At 53.0% G+C, this 14,998-nt stretch carries 10 protein-coding genes and 2 rRNA genes (1 of these 12 running past the window's edge); 2 read left to right on the top strand and 10 right to left on the bottom strand.

From position 1 onward, the window contains the following. Positions 1-554, top strand: a 23S ribosomal RNA gene (locus CSC3H3_RS10970) (it extends 2,194 nt beyond the left edge of the window). 122 nt (positions 555-676) lie between these two features. Further along, positions 677-791 (top strand): 5S ribosomal RNA (rrf, locus tag CSC3H3_RS10965). Between the two features lie 214 nt (positions 792-1,005). On the opposite strand, the gene CSC3H3_RS10960 is transcribed toward rrf, so the two are convergent. From CSC3H3_RS10960 to ade, 10 genes are all read right to left on the bottom strand, one after another. Further along, the gene (locus CSC3H3_RS10960) at positions 1,006-2,739 is read right to left on the bottom strand and encodes a M14 family metallopeptidase (protein ID WP_101284834.1); all 1,734 of its coding nucleotides are present in this window, start codon (positions 2,737-2,739) and stop codon (positions 1,006-1,008) included. Next, on the bottom strand, positions 2,736-3,629 hold the full coding sequence (locus CSC3H3_RS10955) for an ABC transporter permease (RefSeq protein ID WP_101270769.1): 894 nt from the start codon (positions 3,627-3,629) through the stop codon (positions 2,736-2,738). Before CSC3H3_RS10955 ends, CSC3H3_RS10960 begins: the two co-directional genes overlap by 4 nt. A 3-nt stretch (positions 3,630-3,632) precedes the next feature. Then, entirely contained in the window at positions 3,633-4,556 is a 924-nt protein-coding gene (locus tag CSC3H3_RS10950; protein WP_101270767.1) for an ABC transporter permease, read from the bottom strand. 87 nt (positions 4,557-4,643) lie between these two features. Then, on the bottom strand, positions 4,644-6,176 hold the full coding sequence (locus CSC3H3_RS10945; RefSeq protein ID WP_101284833.1) for an ABC transporter substrate-binding protein: 1,533 nt from the start codon (positions 6,174-6,176) through the stop codon (positions 4,644-4,646). Between the two features lie 55 nt (positions 6,177-6,231). Then, complete coding sequence (locus tag CSC3H3_RS10940) at positions 6,232-8,076, bottom strand: ABC transporter ATP-binding protein (RefSeq protein ID WP_101286194.1); 1,845 nt, start codon at positions 8,074-8,076, stop codon at positions 6,232-6,234. 433 nt (positions 8,077-8,509) lie between these two features. Continuing rightward, entirely contained in the window at positions 8,510-9,679 is a 1,170-nt protein-coding gene (locus CSC3H3_RS10930; protein ID WP_101284831.1) for a hypothetical protein, read from the bottom strand. 147 nt (positions 9,680-9,826) lie between these two features. After that, positions 9,827-10,576, bottom strand: a complete 750-nt coding sequence (locus tag CSC3H3_RS10925) for a siderophore-interacting protein (protein ID WP_101284830.1) — start codon at positions 10,574-10,576, stop codon at positions 9,827-9,829. 46 nt (positions 10,577-10,622) lie between these two features. Beyond that, positions 10,623-11,048 carry a MarR family winged helix-turn-helix transcriptional regulator gene (locus CSC3H3_RS10920; RefSeq protein ID WP_101270761.1) on the bottom strand — a complete coding sequence of 142 codons (426 nt, stop codon included), beginning with the start codon at positions 11,046-11,048 and terminating at the stop codon, positions 10,623-10,625. 78 nt (positions 11,049-11,126) lie between these two features. After that, entirely contained in the window at positions 11,127-12,509 is a 1,383-nt protein-coding gene (locus tag CSC3H3_RS10915) for an MFS transporter (RefSeq protein ID WP_101270759.1), read from the bottom strand. A 349-nt stretch (positions 12,510-12,858) separates the two neighbouring features. Next, positions 12,859-14,565: an adenine deaminase gene (gene ade, locus CSC3H3_RS10910; RefSeq protein WP_101284829.1), complete on the bottom strand. Its 1,707-nt coding sequence runs from the start codon at positions 14,563-14,565 to the stop codon at positions 12,859-12,861. Positions 14,566-14,998: the final 433 nt, after the last annotated feature.

The raw sequence follows: 14,998 nt of genomic DNA, 5'->3' as shown, positions 1-14,998 counted from the left end.
AAGCCTGCCTGACTGCGAGACTGACAAGTCGAGCAGAGACGAAAGTCGGTCATAGTGATCCGGTGGTCCCGCGTGGAAGGGCCATCGCTCAACGGATAAAAGGTACGCCGGGGATAACAGGCTGATACTCCCCAAGAGTCCACATCGACGGGAGTGTTTGGCACCTCGATGTCGGCTCATCACATCCTGGGGCTGGAGCAGGTCCCAAGGGTTTGGCTGTTCGCCAATTAAAGTGGTACGTGAGCTGGGTTTAGAACGTCGTGAGACAGTTCGGTCCCTATCTGCCGTGGGCGTAGGATACTTGAGAAGAGCTGTCCCTAGTACGAGAGGACCGGGATGGACGCACCTCTGGTGTACCGGTTGTTCCGCCAGGAGCATCGCCGGGTAGCTAAGTGCGGAAGGGATAACCGCTGAAAGCATCTAAGTGGGAAGCCCCCTTCAAGACTAGGTATCCCTATCAGATCCCTGGAAGACCACCAGGTTGATAGGCTGGGTGTGGAAGCGCAGCAATGTGTGAAGCTAACCAGTACTAATTGATCGATCGGCTTGATTGATCCCTCTTGCTAATTGAATAATCTGCATATCTTGCGCAGCGGTAAAATCCGCCATGCACAAACAGAAATTATCGCACTAAAAAAAGATCACACACACCGTTCTCAAGATTGTGTTTCGACGGCCCGGTGGCCATAGCGGCCGGGAACCACCTGATCCCTTCTCGAACTCAGAAGTGAAACCTGCCTGCGCCGATGGTACTTTGTCTTAAGGCACGGGAGAGTAGGTCACCGCCGGGCCTTCTAAACACAATCAATTCGTATTCCCTAAATCGCAAATGATACAAAAACGCCGTACTCCAATAGAGTGCGGCGTTTTTGCTTTTGAGGTGATGCACAATGCGTCCCAACGTCCCTGTCGCTTTTTTATCGATGAGTGAAAAAAACAGGCCCAACTTTGCAGCGGGCCTGTTTGATGATGCTGTTTGTTCATAAAAAGCGGTTGATTGCGTAATCAGGACATTTCCTGATGCGCGTCATAGGCGGAAAGAACCGTTGCCATTTGGGCGGTGTGGCCCGCGATAAAGGCATCGCCATAGACGGTTTCATCGGGATATTCCGTGATCAGTGTGATTGGCACATCATGGCGGTCATCAATGGAAACCCAGCAGGGGAAGCCGTTGATCATGCGAAAGCCATGTTCGCCGGCATGGGTTTCGTACAGTTTGATCTGTTTGGCGTTAAATTCCAGAAGGCCTGGCACATCAGCAAGGCGTTTTGTCACCAGATCAATCAGCATTTCGGCGCGTTCTGTGGCGCTTTCATGATGGCGCAGGATCAGGAAGAAGCCCTTGGGCAGGGTCCACATGGCAAAGCCGCGTGGCACATAACCCGATAATGGACGTGTCCATTCATGGGCCGGATAGCCATGCAGGTTGATATGCAGTTCCGCACCGCTGATTTCCTGGGCACGGACGCGGATTTCCTTTTCCAGAAGGTTCGCACTCTTGCGATATTCCAGATCATCGCCCAGCGCGGTATAGCGCGCGGCATGGTGCATATGACGCGGGTTATCCTGGATCAGGCGTTGATGCAGGGCGTATCCATCCGGGTTTTCCAGCGGCGAGATGGTGAAATGGCTGTTTTCACGGGCATTTAACGTTTGGGCCGCACGCAGGGCACCGATCACACCACTGGTTTCATTGGGATGTTGGCCGCCGCTGATCATGACGGGTTTATCGGTTCCGGTATGGTAGCGTGCAAGGATCTGACGACCGGCACGGGAATTGGCGCTAAATTCGTCGCCAGTGATGGTGGCAAGCTCGCGCATGATCTGTTGCGGGTTAATGGCAGATTGCGCCTGATCAAGGGATTGGTCAGGTGATGGGATCACCGCAAGGTCAAAATCGCGCAGGGTCACACGCACCGAGGGCGCACCATCGGCCTTTATGATTTCAGGAACGATTTGCCCCGGCTGCAAGCCACGGTCCCCCAGGGGACGGCCGGATTTCTTCTGAAAGAATTCCAGCAGCGAGAAATAGAAATCTTCGTGCAGGGCTTCGCGCAGGCTAAGCACTTCGTCACCAATGCCCAAGGGCTGATCGGAAACCGGCAGGGTCACACGGATATTGAGTTCATTGAAATAGGGTTCGCTATCGCCCCAGTCATGATGGGCAATGGCATCAATGGTGGTGTGGAAGGCGGCTTCGTATTCGGTTTCAAGGCGGCCATCGGTCAGGACATTGCCCTGTGCATCGCGCACCCGTAACCAGCCGGTCGGCGAGACCAGGGTTTCGCCGATGCAATCCTGATGGACGCGGTTGGGGGCAAAAACATCGTGACTGGTTTTATCGCCATTGCCGTTTGTGATGGTCAGGCGATAGATGAAAGCGGTTTCACTGCCGGGAATAAAGGTAACCTCGGCACCCTTGCACAGTGCACCGACGGGATAGGTTTCAAGACGAAACCGGTTTTCGGTGCAAACCTCATGACGTGGATAGGCGATTTCAACAGCCTTCGCATCGGATAGGTCAATTTCTTCGAGAACCGCATGGAGCAGGGGTTTATAGGCGCTGCGCAGATGTGCGGTAATACCGTTAATTGCCAGAATGCGTTCACCGGCACGGCGTGTTGCTTCGTCTTCAAACAGCCATGCTTCAATGACGGCACCACGATGGGCGTCGTCATTATAATGCTCGATCAACTGGTCAAGGCTGCGGGGGAAGCTTTGTTTGAAAATCTCGGTCATTTGGACGTCTTTCCGGTTGGATCAAGGCTGTCGCGCAACCAGTCGCCCAGCAGGTTCAGGCCCAGCACAGTAAACATGATGGCAAGGCCGGGAAAAACGCTGACCCACCAGGCATTTTGCAAATAGGTGCGGCCGTCGGCCAGCATACCGCCCCAGCTTGGGATCAGCGGGTTAACGCCAAGGCCAAGGAAGGTCAGGCTGCTTTCAAGCAGGATGTTGGTTGCGACATTCAGGGTCATCAGCACAATGACCGGCCCAATCAGATTGGGCAGCAGGTGGGAAAACAGAATACGGCTATCGGCAACGCCAATGGCACGGGCAGACTGGATAAATTCCCGGTCACGCAGCGACAGAACCAGCCCGCGCACCAACCGGGCATATTGCACCCATTGCGACACAATCAGCAAAATGATGGTATTGGCAATGCCGCCGCCGACAATGGCGATGAAGGTAATGGCAAGCAAAATAAAGGGCAGGGCCAGTTGCACATCGGCAAAGCGCATGACCAGCACATCCCAGAAGCCACGGTAATACCCGGCAATCAGGCCCATCACCACACCAATCACAACCGCGCCCGCGACCGAGATAAGGCCAACAACAAGCGAAATTTTACCACCAATAATGACCCGGGCGAGAACATCACGCCCCAGCGGGTCGGTTCCCAGAAAATGGGCAGCCTTGGTGAAAGGCGGGGTCAGGCGGGCCATAAGATCGATTTTTTCGCCGCCATCAGGAAAGAGGAAGCCGGAGAAAACGACGGCCAGGCACATGCCACCCGCCAGAAGAATACCGAGAATGAATTCGAGCTGGCGGAAACGGGCAAAGCGTTTACCGCGACGGACCGGTTTGGCCGGAATTTCAGACGTGGCAGAAGGTGTTTGCGCTGACATGGCTTACTCCGTGCGGATACGCGGATCGATAAGCCCATAGGCAATATCGACCAGAAGGTTGATGCCGACGATCAGCAACGACAGAACGGTAATCACGGCTTGCAGAACCGGGTAATCGCGCCCGCCAACCGCATCAAAGGCCAGTGTGCCAAGACCGGGCCAGTTAAAGACCCGTTCGATCACCACAATCCCACCCAGAAGAGCCCCAAATTGCAGGCCAAAATAGGTGATAAGCGGAATGGCGCAATTACGCAGGGCATGTTTGTAAAGAACGGTATTTTCGCTAAGCCCCTTGGCACGCGCGACCATGATGTATTGCGATTGCAGCGTTTCGAGCATGGCGGTGCGCACCAGGCGGACATTGGTTGCCGTCAGGATAATTCCCATTGTCGCGGCGGGCATGATGAAGCTGGCGAAATTGTCCATGCCGCTGGGCGGAAGCAGCCGGAAGGTGATGGAAAGCAAAAGGACCAGCATGGTGGCCAGCCAGAAATTCGGAAAGGACAGCCCGACGAGCGAGAGGATGCGGATAAATTGATCAGCCCATTTGCCCCGGGAAACCGCAGCCTTGATGCCAAGCGGGATCGAGAGAATGATCGATACGATCATGGAAGCAAAAGCAAGCGACAGGGTTGCCGGAAGGGCCTGTGCCAGCAGACCGGAAACCGGGGTGCCCCCCAGGAAACTGCGGCCGAAATCAAGGGTGAACATGCCCTTGATGAACTGGAAATACTGGACAAGAAAGGGCTGGTTCAAGCCAAGTGCTTCGCGGATACGGGCAAGGTCGGCCTCGGTCACGCTGCCAGCACCCTGGGTGAGCATCAATGCCGGGTCACCGGTAAGGCGAATGGCGAAGGATACGGTAATGGTGACAACAAACACCACAAATACCGCCTGCAAAAACCGTTTGATCAGAAATCCAGCCAAAATCTTGTCCCTTATCTTAAAAGGCTGTGTTGCCCGCCCGGTACCGGATGTGAACAACCGGTGCCGGGCGGCCAAAGGATGGGGCGTTTAGTCGACTGACACTTCGTTCAGGCGCAGGCGGCTATCGGGAACCGGGGTGAAGTTTTTAACCCGGTGCGAAATGCCGAAAATGGCATTGAGGTTGTAAAGCGGCATTTCAAGCGCGCGATCGGCCGCATAATTGGCGATGTTGCGCAGGATTTCCTCACGCTTGGCCGGGTCGGTAATGGCGCGCTGGCTTTCAAGCAGTTCATCCATTTTCGGATCGCTGTCATACGGGTTCCATTTCTCGCCGGTGTGGTACATGAAATAGGCCGTATTATCGAAATCAAGCGTCCAGCCACCCCAGGATTGCTGGAACATCGCGCCGGTTTTGCCCTGCGGGATGATATCGTTCAGCAAGACGTTGGTTTCATAGGGTTTGATCGTGGCGTTAATGCCAACAATCTGAAGATAGCTGGCAACCGCCTGGACCACTTCGTTGAATGTCGCATCATTGCCGCGAATGTCGATCTGAACCGAAGCGCCGGGCTTAACACCTGCTTCTGCAAGAAGTTCTTTCGCCTTGGCAGGATCATAGGGCAGGGGTTTCATTGCCGGATCATAGCCAAAGGACAATTCACCCTGGAAGCTGGCAATCGGCGATGCCTGACCGCCCAGGATGCTATCGATAATGGTTTGGCGATCCACACCATAAATCAGCGCCTGGCGGACTTTTGCATCCTTGGTGATGCCGTTTTTGGTGTTGAAACGCAGCGCATAGACCGTCGGGCTGGGTGAACTGACGATATCGATATTCGGATCGTTTTTAATGGTCGGGATCATGCCGATCGGAATGGTCGGCGGAATGACCAGATCAACCCGGCCAGCTTGAAGTTCGGCAACCGCGGTTGAAGGTTCGGAAATAAAGCGATAATTCAGATTATCGATTTTGGCTTTGTCACCCCAGAAATCATCGAATTTTTCAAGCTTGATGCCGACTTTGGGTTCGTAGGAAACAAACTTGAACGGGCCGGTGCCAACCGGATGGGTGTTGAAATAGTCTTCACCATGTTCCTGGATGTATTTCGGCGGAACAATCATTGCGCCATAGCCAGCCAGTTTGGTCAGCAATACCGGATCGGGCTGTTTGAGGTGAAAATCGACGGTGTTTTCATCGATCACTTCCACGCTGTCGATGGCAGCGTAGTTGGATTTTTGCGGGCCCTTGGAGCCTTCTTCACCCATCAGGCGGTCAAAGGTGAATTTGACCGCATCGGCGTTGAAGGCTTCGCCATCATGGAATTTTACGCCAGTGCGCAGTTTAAAGCGGATGCGCTTGCCATCATCAAGAACATCCCAGGATGTTGCCAGGCCCGGAACCAGTTTGGTATCCGGCCCGCGATAGGTAAGGCCATCATAGATATTGGTGGCAACGGATGCCCAGTTCACCAGAAAGGTATCGACCGGGTCCCAGCTGCCGGGGTCCTGCGGTGAGGAAATCGTCATTGTTCCGGCGGCCCATGCCGGTGAAGCCATAAACGTACCCCCGGCCAAGGCAAGTGCCATGAAGGCGGTACGCAATCCCTGTTTTTTAATCATTTATTTTCTCCAATGTTTGGTGGCAAGGCATCGAAAAAGGCACTTAAAAACGGTGTTATGCGAGCTGTTGCATGCCATCGGCCACGATATGGCCCGGCGCAATTTCGCGATGTGTCAGAATGGCCGGTTCGTCGCCAACACGGCGGATCGGACTGGGAATTTCACCTTCCAGAACCGCACGTTCACGGATATGCCCCGGATCGGCAACCGGCACCGCACTTAACAGGCGCTGGGTATAGGGATGGGTCGGGGTTTCAAGAACCTGGCGGCGGCTGCCCAGTTCGGCCAATTGCCCCAGATAAAGAACTGCGACACGGTGGCTCATTTTTTCGACCACGGCCATATCGTGACTGATAAACAGATAGGCCAGCCCCTGTTCTTCCTGCAATTCCATGAACAGATTGATGATTTGCGCCTGGATGGACACATCAAGGGCGGATAATGCCTCGTCCGCGATGATCATTTTCGGGTTCGATGCAAGGGCGCGCGCAATACAGATACGCTGGCGTTGCCCACCGGAAAATTCATGCGGATACCGGTCCCGGTGCGCCGATGTCAAACCGACACGTTCAAGTAACTGATCAACCCGTTTGGTGATTTCTTTCTCGCTGGTCATCAGGCGATGGGTGTGGATCGGCTCGGCAATGGAAAAACCGATCTTTTTGCGTGGATCGAGCGATGCAAACGGGTCCTGGAAAATATACTGGATTTCCTGGCGCAGGCGTTGGCGTTCGGCCTTGCTCATGGCGGCAAAGGTTTTGCCATCAAAGGTGATTTCGCCGCTGGTGGCTTCCTGCAATTGCTGAATGGTGCGCCCGATGGTGGATTTGCCCGAGCCTGATTCCCCAACCAGCGCCAGCGTTTCACCGCGATAGATATCAAAGCTGACCTGCTCTACCGCATGGACACGATGGGTGACACCGCCCAGCAGGCCCTTTTTAATGTCAAACCGGGTGACGAGGTCACGGACAGACAGGATCGGTGCGCTGTCATAGCGTGCCGTTTTCTGGATGTGTTCGGCACCCACCAGACGCGGGGTGCCATTTTCCATCACCGTGATTGGCATGCGTTTGGGGAAATCCTCGCCTTTCATTTCGCCAAGGCGGGGCACTGCCCCCAAAAGGGTTTGGGTATAGGGGTGTTGCGGATTGGCAAATATCTGCCCAACGGGGCCTTCTTCCACCTTTTTGCCCTGCCACATGACGACAACATCATTGGCGACCTCGGCAACTACGCCCATATCGTGGGTAATGAAAATTACCGCCATGCCCAGTTCTTTTTGCAGGTCCCGAATGATGGTCAGGATCTGCGCCTGAATGGTGACATCAAGGGCCGTGGTGGGTTCATCGGCGATCAAAAGCTTGGGGCGGCAGGCCAGGGCCATTGCGATCATCACGCGCTGGCGCATCCCGCCTGAAAGCTGATGGGGATAACGTTTGATCAGTTCTGCGGAATCGGGCAGGCGAACCATATCAAGCAGGCGGCGGGCTTCGGCAAGGGCGGCAGATTTGGTCATGCCGGCATGAAGCATCAGGGATTCTGCGATCTGGTTGCCCACGGTGAAGACCGGGTTTAGGGACGTCATCGGTTCCTGAAAGATCATCGCGATTTCATTGCCGCGAATGGCGCGCATTTCTTTCTGGCTGGCCGCAAGCAGGTCGATCTTGCCATTCTCGCCGTTAAACAGAATGCGCCCGCCGCCATAGGTGGCACCATTCATTTCGGCCAGGCGCATGATCGACATCGATGTTACGGATTTGCCAGAGCCTGATTCACCAACAACGGCCAGCGTGCGCCCGGCCTCGACCGTAAAGCTGAGGTCTTCGACCACGCGATTGTCGCCAAATTGAACGGTCAGGTTTTCAACCGACAGCGTTGATGCCAAACGTGTATCCGCCACGCAAATATCCCCACTCAAAACGCGCTGGCCGGTGGGCCGTGCGCAATGGTGCCGAATAGTTTTTCAAGGCGGATGTCGAGGCTGTAGAGATTATGATTCGCAGTTTGCGACCATACGCCGGTTAGCTTCGGGCATATGATGTGCCTGCGAAAAATTGGCCCCGGTTTCCCGTCGGTGATGGTCAACGTCCCTGAATATGTTTCGGCAGATTGTATAATTTCTACCAACGTCATCATTTATCCGACAATTTGTCAATAAAATGTAGTTTTGATGCCTGATTTTCAATTTTTTGAGCGGGATGATGGCGGTGTATTCAATTCAGGGGTGGGGCGACACGGGCCCAAGTATTGTTCTTGAGTCCTATTTTTTGTGTCTTTAAGGGAAGAGATATGTTTTCCTAGATCGCCTGTACACCGTGTGAGCTAAGGAAAGCTCAATTTTCAACCTTGCCGAGAGAATCGGCGAGGCTTGGATTTCCTAGAATCGATATTCCTCTTTTTATTTCCGTTAAGAAATTAACTTTTGCGAATACATGATGGACTTTAATGAAAATATCAGGGCTTCTCTGATATGAGGGTAGAGTTTTCTCATACATTTCCTCGTAGTGTTCTACAAACTCTCGATTTCGAGAAAGGTAGAAAATAGTTTCTAAATCTGCTAGTTCCTCTATTTTTAATTCTTTGATTAATTCTCTTATTTTTTCAACTGATGCTTTTTTTGAGATCATTAAATTTTCCTCCTTGTTAATATGTCTTTCGTCAAACGCTTTTCTCTCGAATGCGTGATATTCTTTCCATAGGTGTGCGGCTTTTATTGCGCTTGTACCTGTTAGTGCTATTGGATTTCTTTCGATTCCTATAATTGAGCCTAGCTGCCTTTGGTTCTTTATTTTCTTTATCGCGTTGTCGAATTGATTGTTTGATAAGTTGAATTCACGTTTTATATTTTCCTTTATTTTTTTAAATTTCGATAAATGCCACTCTGCATGCATAGGTAGTTCTTGTGTGATATGGTATAAATCGGCTCGAGAGCACTTTGTGGTGTGTGTTTTGGTTGATCGTTCCTGACTAAATGTAATCAGTCTAGTGGTTGTTTCGTCTAGTATGTTTTTCATTTCCTCTAAGCATTGTCTAACCACCACAAGGTTTATAATCGGATGGTTTGATAAGCTTTGGTGGCCGTTTTTATTTTCAAAATATCGAAAGTCTTGTCCGCTTGTATCGATTTCAGATATCCCGGTGATATAAGGCGCAAGTTTTGATATGTTTTTTGATAATTCTCTGTCTGGTATTTTGGCATTTAATATTCTGCTCAGTATTATGTCTAGTCTGTGATTTTGGGGGGCGCTCTCGGTGTCGATCCCGCATTGTGAAAATGTTTTTTGATAAAATTTTAGCGTAAGCTCTATGCCGTGACGCGCGTTGAAAAGGATCGGGAATATTAAAGTATCTACTTTTCCGTATTTTTTGTTTTCCAACACGTAGTTTGCAAGCTCAATTGACGACTCAATGTAACCATCAATGTAATTTAATTCACTGCTTTGTGGGCCGATGCATGAGTTCCAATGGTATTCGTGGTTGGTCGCAAGGAATGGATTTTTCATCTTTTTTCCATTATTTGTGTTGATTGTTATTTTATCTTTTGAGCGATGTGCCGTCTATATAAATTAAAGCACGGAAAACTTAGTTTTCCGTGCTTTATGTTGCGGGTTTGTGAGAGTTTTTATTGTGATTATATATCGTGTTGCATTTTAAGCGGCTTCTTCCCGTTCCGCATCTTCGCGTTTCACGGATTTGTGCGTTTCTTCGTTCGCGCCAAGTTTCCAATAGCTGGAAATATACATTTCGCGTTTGTCGATGGCGCGTTCATTGCGGAAATGGTGACGGAGTTTTTGCATGCCGGTGAATTCACATGCCGCCCAGACCGAAGGTTTACCATGCGACCATTCAATGGCCATGACAGCATCGACAAGGGCGGTGCTGTTGGTGCCAGGATGCGGGTTTACCACCCAGTGAATGGTGACGTTTTCGGGTTTCAGCAGGGGCTGGATATCAGCATCGCTGAGAACCTCGATTACGGCATAGCCCCGCGCATCGGCAGGCAATTGTTCCAGATTGACGGAAATGGCGGGCAGGGCCGTCATATCACCAACAATCAGGACCCAATCGGCATTGTTATCGACCAGTTTTTTCGGGCCGGGGCCACCAATGGCGATGGTATCGCCAGCTTTGCAGTCGATGGCCCAGCGCGAAGCCGGTCCGCCATCTTCATGCATGACAAAATCGATATCAATTTCGTTTTCCCGGTGCGCACGGACTGTATAGGTCCGCAGCATCGGTTTTTCCTGGCCGGGATTATCAAACATCAGTTTGACATAGGCGCTGGCCTGGTCTTCGGGGAAGGTATTCATGCCGTCACCACCCAGGGTGATGCGCAGCATGTTCGGGGTAACTTCGGATTTACGGATCACTTCAAACTGCCGGGGAGCTGGTCTTGGCATCGTGATCTCCTTTCATAACGAAATGGGGGATATGGCGCCGAAGCGGTTATTCCGCGAGATTGGCGCTCATGATGTTGGCAAGCCGGTTGAAATCGGTGATTTCATCGGGGGAAAGACCGGTTGCCATGCGTGAAGCGGCGATTTCTTCGACCTCTTTGATCCGCATCATGATCTGATGTCCTTCCGGCGTCAGATGCAGGATATTGCTGCGTTTGTCGTCGGGGTGCGGATGTTTTTCGATCAGGTTTTCAGCCAGCAGGTCCTTGAGAAGACGGGTCAGCTGGCCTTTGTCGTGTTTGGTGCGGGTTGATAGTGCCAATGGCGTGCAATCGGGAACGGAATTGATGCCCTTAAGGGTGCGGATATGCGAAATGGCAAGGGGGATTTCAGCCTGCTGGTAAGCTTGGCGCAATGCCCGTTTATAGGCATGAAGCAGGGTATGCAGGGTTTCGCCAATTGTCGTTTCGGGCATCTGTTGGCTCCGTCTTTCTCGCGAGGTAATCATTCATCCCGGTGGCGTCAATGCCCCCGGAAAGGATGGAAAAGGGCATCAGGAAATGATGCCAACCTGCCATGCGCGGTTGCGAATGGCGCTGATGCAGCCCGAAATCAGGGCAAAGCCCGCAGCGGTATACATCAGAAGGGCCAGGTTGAATTCGGTGCTGTGTGCAATCAGGATGGCAGCCAGTGCCGCCCCGCTGGACTGCCCCAACAGGCGGGCGGTTGATTGCAGGCCGCTGGCCCCGCCACTGCGTTCACGCGGGGCGCTGGTCAGCATGATGCGGTTATTGGGCGTTTGAAACAGGGCAAAGCCAGCACCTGCAATCATCAACGCAATGATCACGGTGTAATTGCCCGCATCGCTGGGCAGCCAGACTGTCGCCGCAAGGCCAATGGCAAAAATAACCATACCAATCGTGGTAAGGGGGGCCGCCGAATATTTATCAGCCAGCCTGCCCGAAAGCGGGGCTGCCAATGCGGTTGCCACCGGCCAGGGCGTAAGCAGCATGCCGGTTTGCACCGCGCTATAGCCGATCACGTCGTGAAAGAAAAACGGCAGCGAAACAAAGGCGATGAATTGCGCACAAAACCCGCAGATCGATGAAATGATCGAACCGGCAAAAACCGGACGGCGCAACAGATCAATCGGCAAAAGCGGGATGGCGCGCGAAAGCTGGCGGCGGGCCAGCGCGATACCGGCAATGATGGCAATGGCAAACTGGCCACCAATAAGAAGTTTATTGCTGCTTGTGCCAATGCTGCCCAGGGCGGAAATCAAAAAGCCGAAGGTCAGCACGTTCAAAAGCGCACTGCCATAATCGAACTTGGCACCGTTAAGCTTGTTATAGGGCAGGGTGAAATAGCCCATGGCAAAGGCCGCAATCGAAATGGGCACATTGATCAGAAACAGCCAGTGCCAGCTTGAAACCGCCAGAATGGCCGACGCAATGGAAGGTCCGGCAGCTGCTGAAATCGCAACAACCATGGCAACCCGGCTGATACCACGACCCAGCAGCTTGATGGGCATGATATGGCGTACCAGGGCTGCGTTAATGCTCATCAATGCTGCCCCGCCAAGGCCCTGTAGTAGGCGGGCAAAGGTCAGAATTTCAATCGTGGGGGAATAGGCACACAGGATGGAAGCCCCACAAAACAGCACCAGCCCGGCAAGGTTGATTTTGCGAAAACCAATTGCCTCGCCCAATGCGGCAAGCGGCAACAGGGCGACAACAACAGCCAACTGATAGGCCGTCACCACCCAAATGGCATGGGCCGGGCTGACATGCTGGTCATGGGCAATGGTGGGCAGGGCGACATTCATGATCGATCCATCAAGCACCGCCATCAAAACGGCAAGCGAGATGGTCAGAAAGGCAAGGCCACGCTGGGGCTGGGGTAATCCATCCTCGTGGATAACCGGTGATTTTGACATGCAGAACTGTTCCTGAAACGGCGCATGCAATGCACGCAGCCAGTGACGGTGGATGACGTAAAAAGCTGAAACTGAAAGATCAGACCTGCCCGGAAAGGGCCGGTATATCGCCAGAGATTAACATCATCGTCTGGCGGGTTTGGGTTACGGTTTGTTGATAAAGTCAACCAATAAGGAATGTAGTTGATAAAGTCAATGATAATAATTCTTATCTTTTGAGTTTCAGGAAAGTGATTTTATTTCAATTGGTTGTGGGGTGATTTTGAATGCAAAAGCCTGAAATAAACAAACCCCGCCCTTTGACAGGGCAGGGTTTGCAGGCATGTGGCGGTATTTTTTAACCGCGATCTCAGCTGACAAAATCGAATTTATCGACATCAAACAAGCCCCGGTCCGTCATCTTCAGATGCGGAATTACCGGCAGGGCCAGAAAGGCCACCTGCAGGAAGGGTTCGGGCAATTTGCAGTCCAGGTCTTTGGCCGCTGCGCGCAGATGTTCAAGATCATCGGAAATGGTTTCGAACGGTTTTTCGCTCATGAGGCCGGCAACGGGCAGGGGTAGGTCCGCCGTGATTTTGCCGCCATTGGCAACGGCAAAACCGCCGCCCATTTCGATCAGACGGTTCACGGCAAGGGCCATGTCGGCATCATTCGCCCCCACCACGGTAATGTTGTGGCTGTCATGCCCGACCGATGATGCAATGGCACCGCGCTTCAGGCCAAAACCGGTGACAAAGCTGCGGCCGATATTGCCGTTTTTGCCGTGCCGTTCAATCACGGCCACCTTGATCACGTCGGCGTCAAGGTCGGGCACCAGTCCGTTGGCCGAAACTTCAAGGGTTGCTTCCTCGCGGAAGGTCAGGATCAGGCCGGGTTTAACGCCAATCACCGGTGTCTGGTTCTGGCCCGGTTTGGGCGCGCAAATAAAGGCATCGGCTGTAACCGGCTTTGCCTTCATCGAAGACAGGCCAACCGCAGGCACCTGTTCGCGGGTTTCAAACAGGGCAGGTGTGACCAGTTTGCCACCAGCAATAACGTCGCTGACGCTGCAATCTTCAAGGCTGTCAAGCAGCGCGATATCGGCGCGCCAGCCCGGCCCAATCAACCCGCGATCTTTCAGGCCGAAAATGCGGGCCGCCGAATGCGATGCCGCCCGATACACATGATGCAGCGGCCGTCCCTTGGCGATCAGGCGGCGGATCAGGGCATCAAGGTGCCCTTCTTCGGCAATATCAAGCGGGTTGCGGTCATCGGTGCATAGCGCGACAAAGCTTGATGTATTTTCATCAAGGATTTCGGCCAGCGCCTCCAGATCCTTGGAAACAGACCCTTCGCGGATCAGAATGGCCATGCCCTTGGCAAGTTTTTCGCGGGCCTCGGCGGCCGATGTGGCCTCGTGGTCGGTACGAATACCTGCTGCCATATATCCATTAAGCGGCAGGCCACGCACCAGCGGCGCGTGCCCATCCATATGGCCATCCTGAAACGCCAGAAGCTTTGCCATGATACCGGGATCAAGATTAAGCACGCCGGGATAATTCATCACCTCGGCCAGGCCAACCACCTTGGGATGGTTGCGAAATGGCAAAAGATCATCGATCTCAAGCTGCGCACCCGATGTTTCAAACGGCGTTGCCGGCACACAGGATGACAGGTTAACGCGAATATCCATGATCGCGCGTTCGGCGGAATCCAGGAAATAGCGGATACCCGCAGCCCCCAGCACATTGGCAATTTCATGCGGGTCACACAAAACCGTGGTCACGCCATGGGGCAGCACACAGCGGTCAAATTCCAGCGGGGTGACAAGCGAGCTTTCGATATGCAGGTGGGTGTCAATAAAACCGGGCACGGCAAAGCGGCCGGTGCCATCAATTTCAACATCACCTTTGTAATCGGCATGGGTGCCAACAATGCGGTCGCCAACAATGGCAATATCGGTTGTGGTGACGGTGCCGGTAATCACATCAAGCAGGCCGACATTGCGAATAACCATATCTGCCGGGACTTTGCCCTGACCGGCCAGAATGCATTTTGAAAGCTGGGAATGGTTCATCGCGCGATCCTTTTGTTTTGGCAGCAGGCCATATTGCCGTGCCGCCAGCGTGATTTCGGTTCATATCACCTAGCATTAGATGATCTGCCCTCCTGGCGCGAACAGTTTATCGGTGTTGCGGCCCAACTTTATTTGACCCTGCCGGGGTGTTGTAACCGTGCCGCTGGTAATGCCGGGAATGCCGGTGTTGCCGGAAGCCCTGGTAACTGCCGCATCGCCTGCGACCAGCGCAATCGGCAACGCACCAGTCATTCGCCATTTGGTTGAATTTGGGCGGAATAGTTCCTGTTCGCCCCTGCATTGTTATTTGGAATGACACCAATGTTTTATCAAACTGTCACACGGCGAAAATAGAATAACGGCACTGTCTGTTCCTGTCGCGGGTCCACCTCCGGGCTTGGCAGGCGGTTCCATTCCTCGGGGATTTCTTTCC

The organism is Thalassospira marina (assembly GCF_002844375.1).
In the GTDB taxonomy this organism is placed as follows: Bacteria; Pseudomonadota; Alphaproteobacteria; order Rhodospirillales; family Thalassospiraceae; genus Thalassospira; species Thalassospira marina.
This window is presented reverse-complemented; position numbering and strand designations above follow the sequence as displayed.

What these genes read in the sequence shown, in the direction of transcription:
- CSC3H3_RS10960 (WP_101284834.1), bottom strand. Translation starts at nt 2,739, where the DNA reads ATGACCGAGATTTTCAAACAAAGCTTCCCCCGCAGCCTTGACCAGTTG.
- CSC3H3_RS10955 (WP_101270769.1), bottom strand. Translation starts at nt 3,629, where the DNA reads ATGTCAGCGCAAACACCTTCTGCCACGTCTGAAATTCCGGCCAAACCG.
- CSC3H3_RS10945 (WP_101284833.1), bottom strand. Translation starts at nt 6,176, where the DNA reads ATGATTAAAAAACAGGGATTGCGTACCGCCTTCATGGCACTTGCCTTG.
- CSC3H3_RS10930 (WP_101284831.1), bottom strand. Translation starts at nt 9,679, where the DNA reads ATGAAAAATCCATTCCTTGCGACCAACCACGAATACCATTGGAACTCA.
- CSC3H3_RS10925 (WP_101284830.1), bottom strand. Translation starts at nt 10,576, where the DNA reads ATGCCAAGACCAGCTCCCCGGCAGTTTGAAGTGATCCGTAAATCCGAA.
- CSC3H3_RS10920 (WP_101270761.1), bottom strand. Translation starts at nt 11,048, where the DNA reads ATGCCCGAAACGACAATTGGCGAAACCCTGCATACCCTGCTTCATGCC.
- CSC3H3_RS10915 (WP_101270759.1), bottom strand. Translation starts at nt 12,509, where the DNA reads ATGTCAAAATCACCGGTTATCCACGAGGATGGATTACCCCAGCCCCAG.
- ade (WP_101284829.1), bottom strand. Translation starts at nt 14,565, where the DNA reads ATGAACCATTCCCAGCTTTCAAAATGCATTCTGGCCGGTCAGGGCAAA.